Source organism: Streptomyces sp. NPDC086077, from assembly GCF_040686175.1.
Taxonomy (GTDB): Bacteria; Actinomycetota; Actinomycetes; order Streptomycetales; family Streptomycetaceae; genus Streptomyces.
In genome coordinates this window covers 9,221-31,812 of sequence record NZ_JBFBJT010000088.1, presented here as the reverse complement: position 1 = coordinate 31,812, position 22,592 = coordinate 9,221, and the positions used below count along the sequence as shown (strand labels likewise).

22 protein-coding genes and 1 pseudogene are annotated in these 22,592 nt (G+C 66.2%); 9 read left to right on the top strand and 14 right to left on the bottom strand.

The window, feature by feature from the left end; all coding sequences use genetic code 11:
- The 3 genes from AB0O67_RS24000 to AB0O67_RS23990 all read right to left on the bottom strand — a co-directional run.
- On the bottom strand, positions 1-236 hold a 236-nt coding region (locus AB0O67_RS24000), incomplete at its 3' end, for a PAS domain-containing protein (RefSeq protein WP_365453458.1).
- 429 nt (positions 237-665) lie between these two features.
- Positions 666-1,628, bottom strand: a complete 963-nt coding sequence (locus AB0O67_RS23995) for an NADP-dependent oxidoreductase (RefSeq protein WP_365453455.1) — start codon at positions 1,626-1,628, stop codon at positions 666-668.
- A 444-nt stretch (positions 1,629-2,072) separates the two neighbouring features.
- Complete coding sequence (locus AB0O67_RS23990; protein ID WP_365453452.1) at positions 2,073-2,732, bottom strand: nuclear transport factor 2 family protein; 660 nt, start codon at positions 2,730-2,732, stop codon at positions 2,073-2,075.
- A 463-nt stretch (positions 2,733-3,195) separates the two neighbouring features.
- Between AB0O67_RS23990 and AB0O67_RS23985 the strand changes: the two genes are divergently transcribed.
- The 3 genes from AB0O67_RS23985 (at position 3,196) to AB0O67_RS23975 (ending at position 5,105) form a co-directional block, all read left to right on the top strand.
- Positions 3,196-3,657: a nuclear transport factor 2 family protein gene (locus AB0O67_RS23985; protein ID WP_365453449.1), complete on the top strand. Its 462-nt coding sequence runs from the start codon at positions 3,196-3,198 to the stop codon at positions 3,655-3,657.
- Entirely contained in the window at positions 3,650-4,276 is a 627-nt protein-coding gene (locus AB0O67_RS23980; protein WP_365453446.1) for a helix-turn-helix domain-containing protein, read from the top strand. The genes AB0O67_RS23985 and AB0O67_RS23980 overlap by 8 nt, the downstream gene beginning before the upstream one ends.
- A gap of 115 nt (positions 4,277-4,391) precedes the next feature.
- On the top strand, positions 4,392-5,105 hold the full coding sequence (locus tag AB0O67_RS23975) for a DsbA family oxidoreductase (protein WP_365453442.1): 714 nt from the start codon (positions 4,392-4,394) through the stop codon (positions 5,103-5,105).
- A 189-nt stretch (positions 5,106-5,294) separates the two neighbouring features.
- On the opposite strand, the gene AB0O67_RS23970 is transcribed toward AB0O67_RS23975, so the two are convergent.
- On the bottom strand, positions 5,295-5,882 hold the full coding sequence (locus tag AB0O67_RS23970) for a TetR/AcrR family transcriptional regulator (protein WP_365453439.1): 588 nt from the start codon (positions 5,880-5,882) through the stop codon (positions 5,295-5,297).
- A gap of 292 nt (positions 5,883-6,174) precedes the next feature.
- Here AB0O67_RS23970 and gndA point away from each other — a divergent pair, with 292 nt between their 5' ends.
- Positions 6,175-7,617 carry an NADP-dependent phosphogluconate dehydrogenase gene (gene gndA / locus AB0O67_RS23965; RefSeq protein WP_365453436.1) on the top strand — a complete coding sequence of 481 codons (1,443 nt, stop codon included), beginning with the start codon at positions 6,175-6,177 and terminating at the stop codon, positions 7,615-7,617.
- Between the two features lie 196 nt (positions 7,618-7,813).
- Entirely contained in the window at positions 7,814-8,545 is a 732-nt protein-coding gene (locus tag AB0O67_RS23960) for an SDR family oxidoreductase (RefSeq protein ID WP_365453433.1), read from the top strand.
- A gap of 208 nt (positions 8,546-8,753) precedes the next feature.
- Here the strand turns inward: AB0O67_RS23960 and AB0O67_RS23955 are convergent, their stop codons facing one another.
- The 7 genes from AB0O67_RS23955 to AB0O67_RS23925 form a co-directional block, all read right to left on the bottom strand.
- Positions 8,754-9,335, bottom strand: a complete 582-nt coding sequence (locus AB0O67_RS23955; RefSeq protein ID WP_365453430.1) for a helix-turn-helix domain-containing protein — start codon at positions 9,333-9,335, stop codon at positions 8,754-8,756.
- Positions 9,336-9,716: 381 nt separating this feature from the next.
- The gene (locus tag AB0O67_RS23950; protein WP_365453427.1) at positions 9,717-10,241 is read right to left on the bottom strand and encodes a DoxX family protein; all 525 of its coding nucleotides are present in this window, start codon (positions 10,239-10,241) and stop codon (positions 9,717-9,719) included.
- A complete protein-coding gene (locus tag AB0O67_RS23945; RefSeq protein ID WP_365453424.1) occupies positions 10,238-10,597 on the bottom strand; it encodes a hypothetical protein in 360 nt (119 codons plus the stop codon). Before AB0O67_RS23945 ends, AB0O67_RS23950 begins: the two co-directional genes overlap by 4 nt.
- Complete coding sequence (locus AB0O67_RS23940) at positions 10,594-11,457, bottom strand: extradiol ring-cleavage dioxygenase (protein WP_365453421.1); 864 nt, start codon at positions 11,455-11,457, stop codon at positions 10,594-10,596. Before AB0O67_RS23940 ends, AB0O67_RS23945 begins: the two co-directional genes overlap by 4 nt.
- Positions 11,458-11,547: 90 nt before the next feature.
- Positions 11,548-12,366 carry a citryl-CoA lyase gene (locus AB0O67_RS23935; RefSeq protein ID WP_365453418.1) on the bottom strand — a complete coding sequence of 273 codons (819 nt, stop codon included), beginning with the start codon at positions 12,364-12,366 and terminating at the stop codon, positions 11,548-11,550.
- 60 nt (positions 12,367-12,426) lie between these two features.
- Positions 12,427-13,608, bottom strand: coding sequence for a CoA transferase (locus tag AB0O67_RS23930; RefSeq protein WP_365453415.1), 1,182 nt, complete (start codon positions 13,606-13,608; stop codon positions 12,427-12,429).
- A gap of 94 nt (positions 13,609-13,702) precedes the next feature.
- Positions 13,703-14,506, bottom strand: coding sequence for an IclR family transcriptional regulator C-terminal domain-containing protein (locus AB0O67_RS23925; protein ID WP_365453412.1), 804 nt, complete (start codon positions 14,504-14,506; stop codon positions 13,703-13,705).
- 253 nt (positions 14,507-14,759) lie between these two features.
- Here AB0O67_RS23925 and AB0O67_RS23920 point away from each other — a divergent pair, with 253 nt between their 5' ends.
- The 3 genes from AB0O67_RS23920 to AB0O67_RS23910 all read left to right on the top strand — a co-directional run bounded on the left by AB0O67_RS23920 (position 14,760) and on the right by AB0O67_RS23910 (position 18,351).
- The gene (locus tag AB0O67_RS23920) at positions 14,760-16,214 is read left to right on the top strand and encodes an amidohydrolase family protein (protein WP_365453409.1); all 1,455 of its coding nucleotides are present in this window, start codon (positions 14,760-14,762) and stop codon (positions 16,212-16,214) included.
- 203 nt (positions 16,215-16,417) lie between these two features.
- Complete coding sequence (locus tag AB0O67_RS23915; RefSeq protein ID WP_365453406.1) at positions 16,418-17,653, top strand: MFS transporter; 1,236 nt, start codon at positions 16,418-16,420, stop codon at positions 17,651-17,653.
- 95 nt (positions 17,654-17,748) lie between these two features.
- Positions 17,749-18,351 carry an HD domain-containing protein gene (locus AB0O67_RS23910; RefSeq protein WP_365453403.1) on the top strand — a complete coding sequence of 201 codons (603 nt, stop codon included), beginning with the start codon at positions 17,749-17,751 and terminating at the stop codon, positions 18,349-18,351.
- A gap of 69 nt (positions 18,352-18,420) precedes the next feature.
- Here the strand turns inward: AB0O67_RS23910 and AB0O67_RS23905 are convergent, their stop codons facing one another.
- Both AB0O67_RS23905 and AB0O67_RS23900 read right to left on the bottom strand, forming a co-directional pair.
- Positions 18,421-19,377 (bottom strand): NADP-dependent oxidoreductase, encoded by a 957-nt coding sequence (locus tag AB0O67_RS23905; protein ID WP_365453400.1) that lies wholly within the window; start codon positions 19,375-19,377, stop codon positions 18,421-18,423.
- A 149-nt stretch (positions 19,378-19,526) separates the two neighbouring features.
- Positions 19,527-19,676 (bottom strand): hypothetical protein, encoded by a 150-nt coding sequence (locus AB0O67_RS23900; RefSeq protein ID WP_365453397.1) that lies wholly within the window; start codon positions 19,674-19,676, stop codon positions 19,527-19,529.
- A 369-nt stretch (positions 19,677-20,045) separates the two neighbouring features.
- On the opposite strand from AB0O67_RS23900, the gene AB0O67_RS23895 reads away from it, so the two are divergent.
- Positions 20,046-21,098 carry a hypothetical protein gene (locus tag AB0O67_RS23895; RefSeq protein WP_365453394.1) on the top strand — a complete coding sequence of 351 codons (1,053 nt, stop codon included), beginning with the start codon at positions 20,046-20,048 and terminating at the stop codon, positions 21,096-21,098.
- A 528-nt stretch (positions 21,099-21,626) separates the two neighbouring features.
- Here the strand turns inward: AB0O67_RS23895 and AB0O67_RS23890 are convergent.
- Positions 21,627-22,550: pseudogene (locus AB0O67_RS23890) on the bottom strand (IS5 family transposase).
- Positions 22,551-22,592: the final 42 nt, after the last annotated feature.

Below are 22,592 nucleotides of genomic sequence, written 5' to 3'. Positions count from 1 at the left end.
GGGCCACCGTCCCGCATCACCTGGCACACAATCGGCCAGAGCGGGATGCCGCTGTCGAGGTCCTTCAGCTCCGCCCCGACGACTTGGCCTTCGGGCAGACCACGCATGGCAAGCGCAGCGGGATTGGACCGCCGGACACGCAGGTCCAGGTCGTATACCTCGAGACCGGCTTTGGCGTGCTCGAAAAGCGCTGCCTCGAAGCCGTCCGATCCGTTCGGCACGTGGCTGCCAGTCATGGTGGAGCCTGCCCATGTCGTTGTTCATGAGGCATGATCGACCTCATTTCTTCTCGACATAGGCCAGTTAAACCACCGACGGCCCCAAGCGCCACTGGGGCCGTCGGTGGCTCTTGAAGCCGGCCGGTGCCCGAGGGACCGGCCGACTGGACCAGGGGGAGCCATCGCTCCGCTACGCCGGTACGTGAGATTTCCATAACGCAGCGGAGCCACTCAAAGCGTCAGGGAGGTGCGTGGCTGAAACAGAGGGCGCCAGCAACGGACACTGGTACGGATGCGGCGCTCTCATGGGAGTTGCAACCGAACTATGGGTCGCTCGGCCACCCGGCGTCGCTACGAGCGTTGCCAGCCGCCGGGACACCGTCGGCACCGGTGCTCAGCCCGCTTGTGCAACACGCACGAGGGCAGACTCTCCGACCACCCTGGCGTTTAGAACTTCAGAACGAGCCTGCCGCGCACGCCACCTGCCTCGAAGCGACGGTGGGCATCGGCCGCCTGGTCGGCCGGGTACTCGCCGGCGACACGCAGCGAGAGGCGGCCCTCCTCCGCGAGAACTCGCAGAGCGTCGAGCTTGTCGTGAGCGTAGCGATATTCGGGCACGAAGACGTCACGGACTGACACATCGCCCGTTGCGCCCAGGGGAGTGGTGCCCGGTTCCCCCTCGCTGCGCGCCAGAGCGATCTGGCCGCCTGGCCGGATGGCAGGGAGTGCCTTGGGGCCCAGGACGGCCGCATCGACGACGGCCGCCACACCGTCCGGAACGACCTCGCGGATGCGCGCCGCGACATCCGGTCCTCGCGACACGATCCGATCGGCGCCCAGGGAGCGCACGAGCTCTTCATCAGCAGGAGCCGCGTCCGCCACAACATGCAGCCCGTCTGCCTTGGCCAGCTGCACGGTGTATCCGCCCAGGGCGCCTGCCGCGCCGGTGACGGCAATCCAGTCTCCGGGGGCAAGGCCGAGGACGTCGAGCGCAAGGCGCGCGGTCAGCCCGTTCATCGGGAGAGTGGCAGCCTCGGCGTGCGAACTCCCGGCCGGAGCCCTGACCACCTGGCGGGCGTCGAGGACGATGTATTGCGCGTAGGCGCCGCCGGAGGGATCGATGGGGATGACAACCGCCATCACCCGGTCCCCGACTTGCAGGTCGGTATCGGTGTCGGGTCCGATTTCGTCCACGACGCCCGCCGCGTCCATGCCAGGCCGGTACGGGGGGTCCAAGCGACCTGCAAGCATCGGGTCGGTGTACCCCCTGCGCAGAAGGACGTCGGAGGGGTTCACCGCCGCTGCGTGAACACGCACCCGGATTTGTCCGGATCCGACTTCTGGGATGGGGATGTCGACGACCTCAAGCACGTCAGGCTCACCGTAGTGGAATACCCCTACAGCCTTCATTCGCTGTCTACCTTTCTTGCGGCCGCGGGCGCAGCGTAGGACGGGGAAGCTGCGCCGCTGCCATTTTATGCTGACTGTTCATTATAGAATACAGGGGCGCTCTTACGTGCGCATGCTGAGCCTGTGCGGTTCGATGAACCGCACAGGCTCAGGCAGGCCCCGTCGGTCTCAGCAGGGCTGCGCCCTGCGCAGGGTCGAGCCTGCGAGAGCGTGCACGGCATGCGCAGTGCCTATCCGAAACGGTGACCGGCTCCACGCCAGAAGGGATCGGTGGTGTCGGGGCAGGTTCCCCGTGGTTTCGCGCGGGGGAGGGCCTGCCGCGGACGGTGTCTGCCTCAGAGGTGTGTTCGCTCACGACTGTAGGGCTCTTCCGTCCGCGACTCGGCAGGCATGCGGCTTGAGACGGACAGGGTCCGTGTCGGTGAAAGCGGCATGCCGTGTATCTCAGTTATCCGCAGCAGCCTTCGAGGGCTCCGAAGGCGTGGCCTCGGACGCGGCGTCCTTGGGCGGGGTCCAGTTCTCCAGCGGGTCCATGCGGAAGCGGGTCAGCAGGACCGAGTCGATCAGCCACTTGCCGTGGACCTTCCGGTAGGTCTCGTGGTACTGCCCGTAGCCGTGGTGCCCCTCCGGGGCATTCGGGCCGTCCGGGAAGGTCAGCAGGTCCTCCATCGACCAGATGCCGGTTGCCGTGTTGTGCCCAGTGATCTTGATCTCCGGCATGGCGCCCTGGTGGGCGGACGGAGCCTTGCCGGTGAGGTCGCGGATCGTGGACGCGAACTCCTGCGGCGACTTCCACTCGATGCCGTCGGTCACGAGCTTGGCATTGGGCGTGAACAGCGCGGCCAGCTGGTCGTGCTTCTTCTCATCCACGAAACGGAAGTAGCGAGCCTTCAGCTGGTGGATCTCCTCGATGTCTTCCAGTCGCTCCACCCTGGCCGACAGCGAGTGCGAGGAAGCGCTCACCGACTGATCCTGGGCTCCGGCGGACGGGGAGTTGAGGGCCACAACGCTCGCCCCTCCGGCGACCAGTACCGCAGCCGCCGCTGCCGTTCCGGCGACCCGGGAGTACCAGGGGGCCACCTTCCGGGATTCCTGGTTGTGCATGATGTCGTTCCTTTCGTCTCCGCAGGTATCGACGGCCCCGTGACCTCGCCCTTCGAGAGGGAAAGGAGTGCGGGGTGAACCTCGCGGAGCATGTGAAGTCAGCCCGGCGAGGCCTACTGCCGCAGGTGATCGCGGCAGGCCGGCAGGGCATTTGGGTCCCAACGTGCCAGAGCGGCACGGTGGGCACGGCGGCCAGTAGATACTAAGATGAACGTTCAGTCAAGAAAGTGGGCGCGCCGGGGCCACCCGCCGTTGAGGCCGCCCTCGGGGTGAGGGGCGGTCCTCCGTCGATGGTCCGGCGCCGCGCTCGTTGGCCGGTGGCCGAGGTGGCACCCGCCCCGATTCGCGGCCGCCGCCGCAAGCGGATGACAATCGTCCGCTTGTGTTACATTCAAGGAAACGGACGGTCATCGTCCGCTCATGCTCGTCCGTCAGGACGTCGCGCATGCAAGGAGGCGAGATCATGACCGATCTCGATGAGATAGCCCGGCGGCTGGATGCGCTGGAGGCGATCGAGAGCATCAAGCAGCTGAAGGCTCGCTACTTCCGTTTCGTGGATGAGAAGAAGCACGACCAGCTGGCCGCGCTGTTCACGCCCAATGCCAAGCTCGTGACCGACGGCATCGAGTGGAAGTCGCCGCAGGAGTTCGCGTCCACGATCCGCGACCTCACCGGCAAGGCTCCGTCCGCCCACCAGGGGCACATGCCGGAGATCAAGATCACTGGGCACAACACGGCAACCGGCATCTGGTCGATGGAGGACCTGCTGACCTTCCCGGCCGGCCCGAATGCCCCGGAGGGGCACCACGGCTACGGGCAGTACCACGAGACCTACCGGAAGGTCCACGGCAAGTGGCTGATCGACTCGGTCCTGCTGACCCGCTTCCGCATGGACCCGCTGGAGAACTGGGTTCCCCATGCCTGACATGAAGTCCGTGCCCGCCGCCCGCGCGGATGCCCTGCAAAACCGGCACCGACTCATTGACGCGACGCGTGAGGCCATCGCCTCACGAGGGCTCGACGTCTCGGCCCTCGACATCGCAAAGGCGGCAGGCGTGGGAGTGGGCACGCTCTACCGGCGCTTCGGCACCAAAGAGGCACTCCTTGACGCCGTGGTGCTCGGCCTCTACGACGAGCTCTGCGACACTGCGCGCGGGTGCATGGAACATGCGGACGCATGGGACGGGCTCGCAGAGTTCGTCATGCAACTTGCCGAAGCGCACCGGGACAATCGGGGACTGGCAGAGGTCACAGCAGCGTGCGAAGACCCACCCTCGGCTGAGCTCGCGAAACGTACCGTCATACTGCAGGAGGCCGTCGCCCAGCTCACCGATCGGGTTCACGCAACCGGTGGCCTGCGCGCTGACGTGACCTGGCAAGACATCATGATCTGCTCACGCGCCTCACTGGACGCCGAACACTGTCTCGGCGTCGACGCGGGACCTGACGGATGGCGCCGGGTGATCACCATCCTCCTCGACGGGCTGCGCGCCCCCGGGCGAACACCGCTTCATGGACCAGGACCGCAGACGCGCAGCATGTAAGCGTCGCGCTCCACGCGTGGCGCCTGAAGCCGCGATCCTTGAGCAGCTCCTATGGGCGGCCGCCATTGCACAGGCGCGTCCTCCCTAAACAAACGGCCTGGAAGGAAAGAAGAGCATGCGAGTTGACATCTGGTCGGACATATCCTGCCCGTGGTGCTTCATCGGTAAAGCCCGATTCAAGACCGCACTTGCCGCGTTCCCGCACAAGGGCGACGTCAAGGTGGTGCACCGTTCCTTCGAGCTCGACCCTCAGCTGAACGACGTTCGCCCTACGACGGGCGCGGCTCACGCAAGGAAGTACGGCCTCACTCCTGCCCAGGCCCGGGCAGCCGAGGAGAACCTTGCAGACATCGCCAGGCGAGAGGGACTCGAATACCTGGTCGACTTCCGGGACCACGGCAACACCTTCGATCTGCACCGGCTGTTGCACCTGGCCGCTGACCACGGCCTGCAGGACGAGCTGCTCAGCCTGGTTTACGAGGGCAACTTTGCCACTGAACGCAGTGTCTACGACAGCGATTACCAGGTGGAACTGGCCGTCCGCGCCGGCCTCGACGAGGCCGAGGTGCGCACGGTGCTGGCCGACAAGCAGGCCTACGCGCACCAGGTACGCCAGGACGAAGCCGAGGCCGCACGGTTGGGGGCCACCGGTGTGCCGTTCTTCGTCATCGACGGGAAGTTCGGTGTCTCCGGAGCCCAGCCCGCCGAGGTCTTTTCCGAGGCGCTTCAACGGGCCTGGGCAGACCGCGAACCCACGCTCACGGTCCTCGGCGGGACTTCCCCGGCTGGGTGCGACGTGAACGGCGCTTGTGACGTGCAGCCCGTCTGACCGAGGCATCAATCCCGGGCGTGCTCCTCACGTCGCCACCACGCGGTACCGGGCAAGAGTCGCTCGTCGATCGCTGAGCGGCGAGCGCCCGGGCTTGGCCGGCCAAGTTGGTGATGTCCGCGGGCTTTCGCAGGCACCCTTCCAAGCCGGTCGGCATGCCCGGTCCTCCCGCCCCAGCCAAACAGCGGTTCAGGGGCGGCCGAGGGCGTCGAGGGCAGCGTCGGCAATCGCCATGAGTGACGTACGGTCGGGGTTGAGGGCACCCATGACCCGCAAGCCCTGCAGCGTCACGACGAGATACCGGGCCAGGTTCCCCGGATCGTTCCTGTCGGAGAACTGGCCGTCCGCCTGCGCCTCTGCAATGACTAGGGCGAGCGCGTCCTCCAGCATGCCCGTCGTCGACTGGATATGGGCACTGACCTCAGGGTCGTGTGCGATCCGTCCTACAACGGCGCCGACCATCAGACAGGCACGCCGACTGCCGTCCATCACGATCTCGTCCACTGCCGCCAGCAGCACCTCCCGCAGCAACTCACGGCCCGGAGCCCCCTTGCGGAGAATCTCCACCAGCGGCAGGGCGTAGAACTCCCGGTACCGGTCCATCGCAGCAAGGTAGAGACCTTCCTTGCTGCCGAAAGCCGCATACAGCGAGCCGCGGCCCACGCCGGTTGCCTCCACGAGGTCCTGGATGGATGTGCCGTCGTACCCGTTGCGGCTGAAGGCGTTCATGGCCGCCTCCACCGCCTTCTCAGTGTCAAATTCCCTGACGCGCGCCATGTCCAGAAGTATACGCTTACTGAAACGAACGATACAAATACTATGGCCAGGTGAGGCGTCTCTCAAGGTGATTTGTTGACCATGCATTCCAGTCAGAGTTCACTGGTTCCAGGACTGGGGCAGGCCGGGGAAGCACAGCTCCCCGGACCGGGCGGGGCCGTCTTACCCCAGTGAGCCGATCGAGATGCCATCCCTGTGTCAGCGGACCCAGGGGTCCGGCACGGCAGGTCATGCGGTCCCATCGCCCGGACCTGCATCGGGGCACAACGTCTACAGGAACAAGGAACGAACCATGCACACCAGCGCACACATAGGGGTCACCGGCCTTGCCGTGATGGGCCGCAATCTCGCCCGCAACCTGGCCCGCCATGGCTACGCCGTGGCCATCCACAATCGCACCGCCCAGCGGACTAGGCACCTTGCCGCCGAGTACGCGGACGAAGGCACCTTCATCCCCGTTGAAAGCGCCAGGGAGATGGTGGCCGCGCTGAAGCGGCCGCGGCGGCTCATCATGATGGTGCAGGCCGGTCAGGCAACCGACGACGTGATCGCCGAGTACGCGCCCCTGCTGGAACCTGGTGATGTCATCGTCGACGGCGGCAACGCCCACTTCGCCGACACCCGTCGCCGCGAAGCCGTGCTGCGCCAGGCCGGCATCCACTTCCTGGGCGCCGGCATCTCGGGCGGTGAGGAAGGCGCGCTTCATGGACCCAGCATCATGCCCGGCGGTTCATCCCACGCCTACGATCTCCTGGCCCCCGTCCTGAGCGACATCGCTGCCACCACACCCGACGGCACCGCTGCCGTCGCTCACCTCGGACCCGACGGCGCCGGCCACTTCGTCAAAATGGTCCACAACGGCATCGAGTACGCAGACATGCAGCTCATCGCCGAGGCCTACCACCTCATCCGGCACACCACGGGATACGAACCGGCGCGGATCGCCGAGATCTTCCGCGAATGGAACCGGGGACGGCTCAACTCCTACCTCATCGAGATCACTGCCGAGGTCCTCGCTCACCGCGATGCAGATACCGGGCTTCCCTTCATTGACGTCATCGCGGACGCGGCCGATCAGAAGGGCACCGGCCGCTGGACCGTGCAGACCGCACTCGACCTCGGAGTTCCGGTCTCCGGCATCGCCGAGGCCGTCTTCGCCCGCTCCACCTCTGGCCACTCCGCGCTGCGCACAGCCGGTAGTGACCTGCCCGGCCCGGCTCCCACCATCCTCGGGGAGGATGATGCGGCCCGCTTCATCGGCCAGGTCGAACAGGCGCTGTATGCCTCCAAGGTCATCTCCTACGCCCAGGGCATGCACCAGATCCAGACCGCGAGCCGGACCTACGCGTGGGACATCGACCTCGCAGCCGTGGCCAGTGTCTGGCGCGCCGGCTGCATCATCCGTGCATCGTTCCTGGACCGCGTGCGCGAGTCCTACGCCGTACGCCCCGGTCTTCCCAGCCTCCTGGCAGATCCCGGATTTGCCAGTGAGCTCGGTGCAGCACAGCTCCCTTGGCGTCTGGTTGTCTCTCGTGCCACTCGTGACGGCGTGCCTGTCCCCGCCTTCGCCGCTGCGCTGACGCACTACGACACACTGCGCACGCCCCGTCTGCCGGCCGCCCTCACGCAGGCCCAACGTGACTACTTCGGCGCGCACACATACCGGCGCAACGACCGGCCCGGCTCGTTCCACACCCGATGGGACTCCGACCGTTCAGAGCAGCTGGAGGTTTGAAAAGTATTTGTAATGAACGGTCGTTCCTAAAAGCTGGTAGTGTCGTGGGAGTGCCCGGCCGCACCGGCCGGGCGCCTGACGATCGTCGTCAATGTGCCGACTGAGTGCACGTGTTGCCACATCCTCAAGGTGGCCGTGCCGGCCTATGAACGGAGCTAGTGACATGTCCAACCGTCTGCAGTCGAAGGTCATCATCGTGACCGGAGGCACCTCCGGTATGGGTTCGGCCTTCGCCAGGCGAGCCGCGTCCGAAGGTGCGACGGTCATCATCGGGGCTCGGGACAAGGAACGCGGCAAGACGACCGTGGCGGACATCGCGGCGGAGGGCGGCACGGCTCTCTTCGTCCCGACGGACGTGACCGTCGAGCAGGAGGTTGCCCACCTGGTCGATGTCGCGGTCAAGGAGTTCGGTGCTCTGCACGGCGCCTTCAACAACGCGGGCGGCGGCAACAGCTACGGAGCGGTCCGCGACATCGAGGCCTCCCACTGGGACAGCGTCATCGCCCTCAACATGACCAGCGTCTTCTACAGCCTCAAGCACGAGATCCCTGCGATCGTGGCCAGCGGCGGCGGCTCCATCGTCAACAACGCCTCTGTGGTGGGTGTGGTGGGCGATCCCGCGGCCGCCGCCTATGCAGCTGCCAAGCACGGTGTGGTGGGCCTCACGCGCTCGGCGGCGCTCGACGCGGCCAAGGAAAGTGTGCGCGTCAACGCCCTCGTCACGGGGCTGGTGAACACGCCCCTCTGGCGCAACCACGTCGAGGCCAGCCCGGAATCCGCGAGTGCCATCCTCAAGCAGCAGCCGACCGGCAGGGCCGCAGACGAAACGGAGATCGCGTCGTTCGCTACGTTCTTGCTCAGCGACGAGAGCCCCTTCATCACCGGCGCCGCCCTTGCGATCGACGGCGCGCTGACTGCAGGTTACTGAGACCTGCTGCGGCGGCTTGCCGGCCGGGGCCGGAGCTGATCAGGGGAGCTCCACAGGGCCCACACCCTCGGGCCGAAGGCTGCCGCACACGGTGACAAGGGCGACGACGCTAAGCGTCGTCGCCCTTGTCACTGCATCGCGGAGCAGCGTCAGACGGAACGCAGGCCAGTGCCCCGAGGATCGCAGACGGTCAGCGACGGTTCAGTACTCAGCCGAGGGCATCCAGGGCAGCATCGACAACGCCCATGAGCGAGGTGCGGTCTGGACTCATGGCACCCATGACCCGCAGGCCATGCATCGTCACAATGAAGTGCCGGGCCAGGTCACGAGCATTGCGCCTATCGGGCAGCTGTCCGTCCGCCTGGGCCGTAGCGATCACGTCGCGAAGAGCATCCTCCAGCGCGGCGGTCGTCGAGCGCACATGCGCCGCGACCTTGGGGTCCTGAGAGACCCGCTCCGTCGTGGCGCCCACAATCAGGCAGGACTTACGGTCTCCATCCCGGACGATTCCGTCCACCGTTGCGACCAGGACCTCGCGCAGCAGAGCACGTGCCGGGGTGCCTGCGCGGAGCATGTCAATGAGCGGAACGGCATACAGCAGGCGGTACCGCTCCATCGCAGCCAGGTACAAGCCTTCCTTGTTGCCGAAAGCCCCGTACAGAGAGCCGCGGCCGACACCGGTGGCGTCAACCAAGTCCTGCACCGACGTGCCTTCGTAACCCCTGCAGCGGAATGCTTCCATTGCTGCATGGACAGCCGCTTCGGTGTCGAACTCTCTGACTCTTGCCATAAGCAAGAGAATACCTTATTCGGAATGAACAGTCATGTAAGTTACCATGCGCCAGAGTGTGATCACTTCCGGGTCGCAACGGGAATGCTGCTCCCACGGTGACAATCTGGCCACCCGCGGACTACCGGTGGCCGTCCGGAACCTCTACGTGTGGGATGACGGCGTAAGACGGCTCTCTCGTCTCCACCAGTCCGTGGCAAGCAGCGGCGCATATGCCCCGGCACTCCCCTCCCTGTCATGCCAGAGCGGCGCTCCCCGGTTCGGCCGGTCGTGTGCATCCGCAGCGAGTCTGTCATGCCCCTGGCCGACCAAAGCGTTCCCTGTCGAGGGCCCGCCGAGGCTGCTCCCGCTGCCTCGGCGGGCAAAGGCCACCGACTCCACCTATCTCTCAAGGGGCTCTGAAGCCGGTGCCGGGGTGCGGAGGCTGCGCCGGCGAAGCAGGAGAGCGGGCACCGCCGCTGCCACGGCGACGACTGCTGCTGCCAGTGCCCAGGAAACACCGGACATCTCGCTGGCGCCCAGGGCATGGTCCACGGACCAGGAGCCCGGACCGGTAAGCGCCAGGATGAACGCCAGCGCGCCGTAGACGAAGGGGACTTCGTAGCCGTCCAGGTGGGCCCAGAGGCCGTTGGGGCCGTGAGGCACTGCCGCCACGGTCATGGTGCCCATGACAATTGCCGCCGCGAGCGGGGTCACGGCGCCCGTGGCGAGGAGTACGGCGGCGGTCAACTCGCAAGTGCCTGCGAGTAGGACCATGGGTTTGCCGGGGCGGAAGCCCCAACTTTCGAAGACGGCTGCAGTGCCATCGGGGCCGAGTCCTCGGAACCAACCCAGTAGCTTCTGTGTAGCGTGCCCGAACAGCAGCCCCGCCAGGAGCAGGCGCAGAAGCAGCAGACCGGCCGTCATGTCGCGATGTCCGGGTAAGGAAGGGCGAAGTGCGCCAGACGTTCGGCGTACTGTTTCTGGTAGCCCATCCCTTCGTGGTCACGTTCGAACATGGCGATGAACAGGGTGAGGGTGAGGAAGGGGTGTGCACCGAGGGCGAAGAGAGCGGCGTGGTCGTGGCTGGCGAGTGCCTCGCGTTCGGCGTCCTCGAACTTCAGCCAAGTCGTCGCCTCTGCGCTGATGCAGTTGAGGAGGGTGTTGGCCTGGGTGGCCTCCCACCACTCGACGGTGCCGCGAGGGTCTTCGCGGTAGCGCTCCACCAATTCGGGATCGCGGTCGATGGTGAAGAGGAACTTGTTCACCAGGTACTTGCTCATGCGGGGACCCCCTTCGGGTACCAGGTGAAGTAGGCCTCCATGGTGTGGAACAGGTCCAGAGTGTCGACGTAATCCGCCTTGGCGCCTTGGCCGGCGACACCCATCATCAGCATGAAGTCCATGAAGCCGTGGGTGGCGTTGCCGGGATGGTGAAGGCTCTCGAGGGTGACCTCGGACAGGCAGCCTTCGATGTCACCGCTCGCAATCCACTCAACCGCCTTGCGGTCGAACTCGGGGTCAGGGCCGTGCTCACCGAACTGGCGCGGGCCGCCGAGTTCCAGAGAGAGGTGACCTGTGCCGATGACCGCCACCCGTTGGTCGGCCGGCCAGCTCTCGATGACATCGCGGACCATGCCGCCCAGTTCCACGAACCGCTTCGGCTGCGGCAGCGGGGGCGCGAAGATGTTGGTGTAGATCGGCACGATCGGCAGGTCGGCCTCGGGCCGGAGAGTGATAATCGGGCATGTGATCGAGTGGTCTATGCGCAACTCATTGCTGAAGGCCAGGTCGAAACCGGCGTCGAGGCCCTCGCGCAGCACGTGCGCGGACAGTTCCTCGTGACCCTTCAGCAGCATCCGCGGGAGTCCGAACTCCCGTTCCTCGTTGTAGAAGTTGGCGTCATAGAAAGGTGCTTTGCCGACCAGGAACTGCGGCATGTTGTCCAGCCACAGCTGATGGAAGTGGTCGCTCCCCACCATGACCAGCACATCGGGACGGGCCCGGGTCAGCGTTTCACGGAACTTCTCTATCTTCGCCACCCAGGCATCCGCGAACGGCGGCCGGTCCTCGCCGGTCGCGGTGCTGGCCCGGTAGTAGAAGGGATGGTGGGTCGAGGCGATGACCGCCACCAGTTCTGCCATGTCATTCCTTCGTCGGTTGCCGTTTCGTGCAGCTGTACTGCCACTGGGGTGCTCACACCCTCCGCCCTGCCGCACGGCGGGCGCAGCGGGTCAGTCGCGCGGCGGGGTGACGTACTCGGCGTTGCGGTCGACGGACATGTAGAGGTCCATACCGAGAGGCGAACGCTGTTCCTCCGCCAGGTGGCCCAGGAGGCCGGCCGCTCGCGCTAGCAGCGCAAAGCCGCGCAGAAGACCGATAGGGAGACCAAGATCGGCAAGTGCCGCGCCACAGACCCCGGCCCCGTTGAGCGGGAGGGTGCGGCCCAGGATCTGCGGATGGACCCGGCCGACGGCCTCGAAGAGCCGCAGGTGCGGCCCCTTGAGCCCGTTCTCCTCGGCGATCCGCAGCAGCACGGGCGTACGCGGGTCCTGCACCTTGTGCACGGGGTGCCCGAGGCCTGGCACGAGCCGTCGATCTGCTCGCAGTGCCCGCACCGTCTCCAGCGCCAGCTCGTCCCAGCCCGCTACGTCTGTGTCACCGGGCAGGCGTCCTTCACGAGCTGCGACGACCTCGTGCAAGAAGGCACCGCAGTCCTCGGTCACGCCGAGGAATCGAGAACCTCCGCCGAGCAGACCCGCGGCGAGTGCGCCCTGGACCGAGTCAGGGGCGGACAGGTAGGTCAGTCGCGCAGCGATCGCGGTCGGAGTGAAGCCGTGGTCGGCCAGAGCGACAAGGACTGCTTCGAAGACCCGGACCTCGCCGGGCTCTGGGCGCCGCTGAGTGACCAGCCACAGTGCCAGCTCACCGAAACCGACCTTGCCCATGAGCTCGTCGGCCAGGTCGTGGCCGAGCAGGGTGATGCTGCTGGCATCGGACGTCCCGAGCGAAGTCGGGTACCGGGAGGGCTGGTGGTTTGACGGATGTTTCACGGTGTTGCTCCTGAGGATGAGGGGCCCGCGAGAGAACCGGGCGGGAGAGCGCGCGGCTGCTCAGTCGCGCGGCGCCGAGAGCCAGGCACGCAGGTCTGAACCGTGCTCGTCCAGGCCAGGCGGCGGCAGCTCGTAACGGGGCGGGGTCACCGAGAACGAGATCGGATGCCGCACCGACGGAACGGCCGCGTCTCCCTCACCCACCACGACCACCGGGTCAAGCCCCACTTCCTCGGCGAACGCGACACCCTCGGCGATGTTGTTGATAGGTGCGCACGGCACACCCGCATCGAGCAGCGCGTGGAATAGGTCCTTCTTGGTGCGGGTCATGAGCCGCTCCACGAGCAACGGGCGGAGCACCTCGCGGTTGGCGGTGCGGTCCTGGTTGCGGGTAAAACGGGGGTCGGCCGGGAGGTCGGGAAGACCGAGCACCTCGCATAGCCTGGCGAATTGCCCGTCGTTTCCCGCGATGACAATGAGTTCGCCGTCGGCAACAGGCAGCGGCTCGTAGGGGAACAAGCTCGGATGGGCGTTGCCCATCCGGTGCGGGACGTCGCCGCCAGCCACGTAGGCACTGGAGTGGTTGACCAGCCCGGAAAGAGCCGACGAGAGCAGGTTGACCTCGAGATGCTGGCCCGTGCCGGTCAGATCACGATGGTGCAATGCGGCGAGGATGCCGATCGTGGCGTGCAGCCCGGTCATCACGTCGAAGACCGATATGCCGGCCCGGTACGGCGGGCCGTCGGGGGCACCGGTCAGGCTCATGAGGCCGGATATGGCCTGCACCATCAGGTCGTAGCCGGGCAAGGCCGCATCGGCACGTGAACCGAACCCGCTGATCGAGGCGTAGACGACACCTGGGTTCACGTCACGGACGGAGGCGTAGTCAAGACCGAACCGGGAGAGTCCGCCCGGCTTGAAGTTCTCGATCACCACATCGGCGCGGGCTGCCAGTTCATGCGCAAGCACCGCATCGGTCTCATTCTTGAGATCCAAGGCCAGTGATCGCTTGTTGCGGTTGATGGCGAGGTAGTACGTGGACACGTCGTCCCGCACCGGCGGTAGCCAGGTACGGGTGTCGTCGCCCGTCGGGCTTTCCACCTTGATCACTTCCGCGCCCATGTCCGCGAGCAGCATGGTCGCGTACGGACCCGCGAGGATGCGTGAGAAGTCGGCCACCAACAGTCCGTGCAGCGGCCCGTGAGGGACGCTGCCATCGGACGGAGCCGTTTCGTCTGCCATGCCTCAGCACTCTCCTTGTCCGTTCTGCGGACGATAGTCCGCACAACGAAGTCTTAGATCACTGAGGCAGCGTGTCAAGACCTTTCCATGTAGATCACGTGACCGGTGTGCGCGGAATGGCGCCGTAGCGTGCGAAGTCTGCGCTCACTTCACCGGCCGCCTGCAGAAGCAGCGGCAGGTACTCGCCACGCAGTGTCTCCACCGAGGTCTCGGCCGCGTGGACAGTGACGTTCATGGCCGCGATCACGCGTCCATTGCAATCACGCAGCGGAGCGGCGACCGAGCGGATGCCGGCTGCTAGTTCCTGGTCGGTCAGCGCCCAGCCCTTAGCCCGCACCTCTTGCAGCGCCGCGTCGAGTTCGGCACGGTCGAATCCGTGGCGCGGCTCGGCCGCCGACCGGCTCGGTTCGGTCAACGCCTTGTCCAGCTCATCGGGCTCCAGCCCGGCGAGCAGGACCTTGCCCAGGGATGTCTGAGGGGCGGGGAAACGGGTGCCGATGCTCACTGCCAGCGCGATGATCTTGGGTACGGCGACGCGCGCCACGTAGACGATGTCGGAGCCGTCCAGTTGCGCGATGGAGGTCGACTCGTGCGTGCGGGCGACCAGACGCTCCATGTGGGGGCGAGCCACCCCCCACAAGCCCATGGCCTGGACGTAGGTCAGTCCTAGTTCGAGCACGCGGGCAGTGAGGGTGAAGCCGCCCCCCGTCAGTGAGCGCACGTATCCGAGCGTTTCCAGGGTCAGCAGAATTCTGCGAGCCGTCGGGCGGGCCAAGCCGGTGGCGGTGGCCACCTCGCTCAAGGTCATGGCGGGAGTGTGCGGATCGAACGCCTTGATCACGTCGAAACCGCGGGCAATCGCCTCAATAAAGTTCGGGTCGTCGTCGCGACGAGGCACGGAGGCTCCTACTGCTCGAAGGTACGGGCGCCATGAGGTGCCCCCACCGAGCCTAACCATCTTGCTGCGGCCGTCCGCATGGCGGCGCAGGCGTCCGGCATCTTTCGCGCAGGTCGTGACGACCGGGTGCCTACCGCCTCTTGACAGTGCCTTCTGCCCAGGCTCATCGTTACGCCCACGTTACGCCGTTCGCCAAGCGGACATCCGTCCGATGAAGCGGTGAGCTCGGTGTACACCCTGACCGGAGGACTGAATGAACGCGCCCAGCAATGCGGACCGTGCGGAGAGGACGCCCACGGTGTTCCGGGGCGGAACCGTCCTGACGATGGATGACCGTAGGACCGTACATCCGCAGGCCGACGTGCTGGTCGTCGGTGGGCGGATAGAAGCGATCGGTCCTGACTTGCCCGTACCGGAGGGCACCACCGAGGTCGACGCCAGCGGGGGCATCGTGATGCCCGGCATGATCGACACACACCGGCACATGTGGCAGACCGCCATGCGCGGCTACGGTGCCGACTGGACCCTCACCCAGTACTTCGTCTGGTACTACCTCGAGCATGGCAGGCACTTCCGCCCTGACGACGTCTATGCCGGCAACCTGCTGTCGGCTGCCGAAGCGCTTGATGCGGGCGTTACTACCACCGTCGACTGGTCACACGGCCTGCAGACGATCCAGCACGCGGACGCCGCTGTCGACGCCTTGGAAGAGGTCCCCGGACGGTTCGTTCTTGCTTACGGCAATATCCAAGCGGCCCCCTGGGAATGGTCGCGTGCGCCGGAGTTTCGGGACTTCGTCCAGCGCCGCTTCCGCGGCAGCGACATGCTCGGCTTTCAGATGGCCTTCGACGTCACCGGCGATCCGGCCTTCCTCGAGAAGACCGCCTTCGAGGTGGCGCGCGAACTGGGCGCCCCCGTGACTACTCATGCTGGCGTCTGGGGTGCAACCAACGATGACGGCATCCGCCTGATGCACGACCACGGGTTTATGGCTCCGGAGACGGTCTATGTGCACGCCGCCACCCTCAGTGCTGACTCCTACCACCGCATCGCGGCCACGGGCGGCTCCGTGTCGGTATCGACCGAGAGCGAGCAGAGCGGCGGACAAGGCTACCCGCCCACCTGGGCCCTGCGCTCGCACGGCATTCCCGTTTCCCTGTCCATGGACACCAGCGTGTGGTGGAGCGGGGACCTGTTCTCAGCGATGCGTGCCACCCTCGGTGCCGACCGCGCACGTGAACACCTTCAGGCGCAAAAAGACGGCGAGACCGTGACCCATCTCCACCTTCGCGCCGAACAAGTCGTCGAATGGGCGACCCGCGGCGGGGCCAGAGCCCTCGGCCTCGACGACAAGGTAGGCAGCCTGGAGGCGCGGAAGAAGGCGGACATTGTCCTGATCAAGAATGACCACTCACCGGTGATGTTTCCGCTCCTCAATCCCTACGGCCACGTCGTCTTCCAAGCCCAGCGTGGGGACGTGCACACCGTGATGGTCGACGGACGCATCGTCAAGCACGAGCACCAGCTGGTCGGCGTCGACCTACCCAAAGCGCGCCGAACTGTCGAGGCGACGGTCGAGTACCTGCGGAGATGTCTTGGTCCCGAAGCCTGGGAGCACGGAATGGACCCTGACATCCCCAAGACGAAGGTCCTTGATAACCCGTACACCTACACCGGCTACCGCAGCGCCGCTACTCACGGCGGCTGACTCTGCGTACCTCGGGGCGCTGACGGCTTCGTCGGCGCCTCCTCGTTGTACGCCGAATCTCGTCACCCCGTACCAGGCGACCGCGCCACAAGCCCCTGCTCCCCTGGGCAGCCCTGCCGGTCAGCCTCCCGTGCCATCCGCCGCGACTCAGTTCGCCGCCCGTGAAGGAACCTCCAGTGGTAGACGCACCCCCGGAGAAGACCATGTCCTCAGCGCTGTCGGCCCCTCCCGTCACACCTACCCGCATCGCCTTCGGGTTCGCCGTACTGTGCCTGTCCTACATGATCAATGCGATGGACCGACAGGTGTTCTATCCCCTGCTCCCGGACATACGCCAGGAATTCGGGTTCACGCTCGACCAGGGCGGCCTGCTCGCCACCGGGTTCACCCTTGGGATAGCCCTGGCCGGCCTGCCTGCCGGCTACCTGATGGACCAGATGTCCCGCAAAAGCATCGTGGTTGCCAGTGTCCTGCTCTACTCCATGGGAACACTGGCGATTCCGCTTGCCTTCGGCTTCGTCGACATGAGCTTGTACCGCCTGATCTCCGGTGTCGGCGAGGGCATGCAGGCCACCGCCCTGTACGCGATCATCGGTGCCTTCTTCTTCCACCGGCGTGCCGTCGCCGCCGGTGTAGTGGGGGTCGCCTTCGGAGCGGGCGTCTTCCTCGGCCCGCTTCTCGGCAACAGGATGGCCGGCGCCTGGGGCGACTGGAGGGCACCGTTCTTCGTCTTCGCGGCGGCCGGCATAGTGATGGCACTGTCCATCGCCGTCGGCGTCAGCAGGACGATGACTGAGGCGGTCACAGGGGCCAGACAGGCCGCGACGAGCTATGCGCACGTCCCAGCCACTCTCTTCAACCGCAACACTTTCGGCATCGGCGTCGCGTGCGCGGTCTCAGGGCTGGTCTTCTACGGCTTCCTCGGCCTGTACCCGACCTTCCTGCGCGAGCACCTCAACTTCAGCGCCGGCCAGTCGGCACTGGCCGTGTCGTTCTCCGGCTTCGGCGCGATGATGGCACTACCGGCTGGCTGGTTGGGGGACCGCTTCAACCAGCGCAACCTGATCGCCCTTGCCCTCGTAGCCACATCTGCGACGGCGACGGTGACCTACCAGTACGCCACGTCCGCCACGGCCCAGTACGCGCTCGCTTTCATGATGGGCACGTTTGCCAGCGGATTCCTGTTCACCAACTGCACCACTGCCATGCAGCGGGCGGTCCGACCCGAACACGTAGGGCGCGCCTCCGGGCTGTTCATGCTGACCTACTATGTGGCCGCCGCGTTTTCGGGGCTCCTGTTCGCCCGGCTAGTGGACGAGGTCGGCTGGGGTGGCGCCGGATTCTGGCAGCTGACGGTTCTGCCTGTGTTGGGCATCCTCGGTCTTCTGCTGGTCGACACCTCGCGGATGATGATCCCGAGGGAAACGGTCCACAGCTGAGCCGCGCGTGCCATCGGGAACCGGGCCTGCAGTGGCGAGGCGCTATCGTCACGATGCGGGCCGTCCCCCACGGCTTGGACCAAGGAAGGCAAGGGATGAAGGTCTCCTTCGCGGGAGCGGTCGCCGACTCCGCCTATGCACACGTGCAGTCCGTCCTGCGGCCGGCGATTGTCAACCACAGCGTGCGGGTCTGGCTGGTGGCCGATCATCTGGGCCGGAAGCAGGGACTTGAGGAAAGCGAGCGCGAGGCCCTGGCCGTTGCATGCCTGTTCCACGATGCGGGAACGGCCGATGCGTATGACGGGCCGCAGCGCTTCGAGGTGGAGGGAGCGGACGCGGCCAGTGATTTCCTCTCGGAGTACGACTGGCCCGCGCCGTTGGTTCAGCAAGTGTGGGAGGCCATTGCCCTGCACACATCTCCCGGAATCGCCGAGCGTATGGGGACATTGCCCAGGCTCGTCCGGCTCGGCGTGCTGGCCGACTTCGGCGCGACCGATCTGCCAGGAACCGATGACAGGCGGCTGTCCGCCTCTTTGGCTCGGTTTCCGCGAATGGACATCGAGACCGTACTCGGTGACGCGGTGGTCGAGCAGGCCCTGCGATGTCCGGAGAAGGCGCCGAAGTCCAGCTGGCCCGGAGGGCTGCTTGCCGCCCGGCTGGCGGACCCTGGGCACACAGGTGTCAGCCCCGCCTTCTGAACCACACCGAGTGGCGCGGATCGCCTGCCCGGGAGCGGCAACGCCTGGAAGCCGAGGAGCACGGGCCGGTTAGAACTCGAGGACGAGCCGGCCCCGCACGCCTCCGGCTTCCATCAGGCGGTGCGCTTCGGAGGCCTGTTCGGCGGAAAGAACCCGAGCGACGCGGGGAGTGACTTCGTCGGCTTCTACCTGCCTGCGCAGTCGGTCCAGCCTTCCTTGGTCGCCCATGTAGTCCGGGACGAAGGCCAGGTACCTGCGCAAGGAACGGCGTCGGAGTTCGGCTGGGCTGATAAGGCGTAGCCCGTCGCCGTTGAGTGCGACGATCGCACCTCCCTTGTGCACGGCTGCGGCTACTGCGGCTGACCCGAGTCCGGCAGCGTCCACCAGGCCGTCAACGCCCCCCGGCACGGCGTCCAGGATTCGGTGGGCGACCCCTGGCCCGCGCAGCACGACCATGTCGGCGCCCAGGGAACGCACCAGTTCCTCGTCCTGCGGCGCAGCGTCGGCGACCACAGTGATGCCCTCAGCCCGTGCCATCTGCGTGACGTATCCGCCGACCACCCCCGCGGCACCTATGACGGCAAGCGTCTGACCGGTGGACACGTCGGCCAGGTCGAGAGCCAGGCGGGCAGTAAGACCGTTCATGGGCAGGGTCGCAGCCTCGGCGAGAGAGGCGCCTGCGGGTGCGCGTACGACCGCGTGGGCGGGCAAGACGAGGTATTGCGAGTAGGCGCCACCCCGGGGCTCCGTCGGCATGGTCACCGCCATCACACGATCTCCTACGCGCAGGTCGGTGTCCGTCCCGGGCCCAATCTCATCGACCCTCCCAGCCGCCTCCATGCCCGGTATGTAGGGCGGCGCGGAGACGGCTACCAGTGAGCCGTTGCGCAGGTACCTGTCACCGGGGTTGACCGACGCGGCCAGCACACGGATTCGCACTTGGCCGTACCCGGCATGTGGCTCGGGCACCTCGAACACCTGCAACGCCTCGGGGCCTCCGAACTGCGCCACTCCGACGACCTTCATGACCACCTCTTTAAGACTTTTAGTTCTTAATATGTCTTTAGCCCGGGATGAGCGATTAGTGCGAGTCGTACCGTCGAGTGAGCCGCAAATGGAATGAAAAGTCAAGAAAATAGGTTGGTGGTGTGACGTAGATCCTTGTCCGAGACAACTCACAGCCTGCAGGTCTTGACCGGCTCGATGCGCGTACCGGCCACGATGAGCTCGGCGTACTCCATCCGCTTGCCCTCGATCCACTCCGTCGGGAGGCGCCAGGGCAGCCTGGGTGCAGATCGCCACGGGACGCCCGAGTGACGTCGCACTACCGTTCCAGTTTTGCAGATTCCGGTGATCAAGAAGGCGTCACGTGCCCGCTCCGCCCGCTCGGCCGCGGCGCTGGCAAGATGCCGTAACTTCGGTGAGCGGGGGAGCGTCCGTGAAAGACACCGAGCGCCACGTTCTACAGTTCGGCCTCTTGCGCGATCGTCCGCACGTGCGGGCTGGACGTGCTGCAAGCAAGCCCGCCGCCTGTCTGGACCTCCCCGTCCGAAGTCCTACGCCGAAGGTCGTGTGGCGCCCGGGACGGTTACGCAAGGAGGATCGCCGGTGGTGCGCCCGAGTCGGCAGTTCGGCCCTGGACGGGTCGGGACTGGACGTGTGAGCAGCCACGGATCAACCACTGCGGAGTTTTCATGCATAACCACGTCACGGAACAGCACGAGCCGATGGCGGACATCGCAACCACACGGCGCAGCCTTCTTCACCGCGCGGCTTTCAGCGCTGGAGTGGTTGCCTCGATGAGCCTGGTCCAGGCCGGTGCCGCCGCGGCTGCCACCTCTGAGGGACACGGCGCTGGGCAGTTGCCCGGACAAGTCCCCGGCGTGGACACCGCCGTGGACGCCTCCCATGCCACACCTGAGGTCACCGAGCGGCTCGTGCGGTTTTTCAAGAGCAAGAGCGCTCAAGACCTTGAAGGCACCATGGCGCTCTTCGCCCGCCGGGCCCGCTACATTGACGCGACCCTCGGTTGGGATTTGGGTTCTTGGTCGGAATTGCGGGAGTTCTTCGCGCAGTACATGCCTGGCTGGCCGAAGGGCAGTGCGTCCTACCCAGTGCGGATCCTGGGCGACTTGCGCAGTGCTGTCGTGTTCTTCACCGACACAGCGGGACTGTTCGGGCCTTCCGAACTTCGGCTAGCGGGGGCCGTCGACTTCGAGAGGGGCCTGATCGCCCGACAGGTCGACTATTGGGACGGCAGACACTTCGGCCTGGGGAACCTTGCCGGCCTTCAGATGCCCGCAGACCAGTTTCCTGCAGAATTCGGCGAGACGGCAGTCCCGGGCACGTCCTCTGTCGTCATGCAGCATGTGATCCGTGATCTCACCGGAGCCCTGGGCCGAGGCGACGGTACGGGAGCGGCGCGACTGTTTTCGCCTGACGCCGTCTTTGAGGACGCGCCTTCGCACGTCCGAATCGAAGGACGCCGGAGCATCGGCGCCTACCTGACCAATACCGTCGGACTGCTGCCGTACACGGGTGCCGGCACTGCCGTACGGCATGCCCTCGGTAACGAACTCGGTGGCGGATTCGAATTCACTGCCTCGGCAGGACCCGTCCCCCGGGGCATCGTCGGTCTGGAACTGGACCGGTGGCAAAAAATTAGCAGGTTCACGGCAATGTGGGACGGGTCACTTGTCGGTGACGCCGCGCTGCTTTCCCTGGCCCAGCGCGCCATCGAGCGCTGAACGCGTGCAACGCGACCCCAATAGCCGTCCATGCGGCGGCCGTAGACACGGGCTGCTGCAGATGGGGGAGTGAGGTCCTTACCCCGCCACGGTGTGGTGGCCTTCAACCGGTGTGCCATGTCTTTGAGGACGGCAGCCTCCCACCGCATCGTCCGGTCTCCGCCCATGACGTGCTTCGGGAACGGGACGGCCGGTAGAATGCGGGGTTCGATCTGGCAGGACAGCACTTGCTGTCCTGCCAGATCGCGGTGGTATCGATGGGTTCGCAGCCAGCGCTGGCCTGGAAGTACTTGCACTCCGCCATAAGGGTAGGCGGACCCGTTGCATCGAGTCTCACACCTGCTGCACGTCATTGTCTCCAGGGCATCAGGGAACAGCTTGTGCTGTCGTCGGCCCGGCAGCTGGTGTCCTTGTGCGGTTCAAGCAGGACGGCGCTGTCGACGTCAGCGCGGACAAGAAGACCGGTGGCCTGATCATCGGCTCGAACGGCGGCGGCCTGTCCTATGTCGCTAGGCGCTGTTTCTCGGATCATGTGCGGAGCCAGATGATGAGTGCGGCGAGGGTAACGGTGCCGAGGTAGGTGTAGGCCCGCTTCTCGTAGCGTGTGGCGACGGCGCGGAAGCCTTTCAGGCGGTTGATGGCACGCTCGACGGTGTTGCGCTTCTTGTAGCGCTCGCGGTCGAACCCGGTGGGCCGGCCACCCCGGGAACCGCGGTTCCGCCGGTGCCTGCGGCCGTTCGGGGATGGTGTGCGGTATTCCGCGCCGTCGCAGGTAGCGGCGGTTTTCGCGGGACGTGTAGGCCTTGTCGGTCAGGACATGGTCGGGTCGGCTGCGGGGCCGGCCGACTCCAATACGGGGCACGGACAACTGCTCCAGGACGGGGCGGAGTTGGGGGCCGTCTCCGTAGTGTCCGGGGGTCAGGAGGACGGCGAGGGGCCGACATCGTCCGTCGGCTGCGAGGTGGATCTTGGTGGTGAAGCCGCCGCGGGAGCGTCCCAGACACTCGCCGATCTGAGCACCTCCTCCAATCGGACGGCCAGTTTCCGAAGCACCGGATCGACCTGGTTCGTCCGCGGACGGACCCCCCTTTGAGAAGTGACGGCGGGCGGTGACTTCCGTGCGCCGGCGGCGTGCTGGTGGACACGCACCGCCGTGGAGTCCACCGACACGTCCCAGTCGATCCGGCCGGCGGCGTCATCGGCGGCCTGCACCTGCGACAGCAGCATCTGCCAGGTCCCGTCCGCCGACCAGCGACGATGGCGCTTATAGACCGTCTCCCACGGCCCGAACCGCTCCGGAAGATCCCGCCACTGCACCCCCGTGCGAACCCGGTAGAGCACTCCGTTGATCACCCGTCGATGATCGCTCCACCGGCCCCCACGCGCACCACCGCGAGGTAAGAACGACTCCAGTCGCTCCCACTCCGCATTCGTCAGATCACCACGTCCCATGCAGCCACCCTGGCCCCAACACACCACTCACGGAAGGCAATC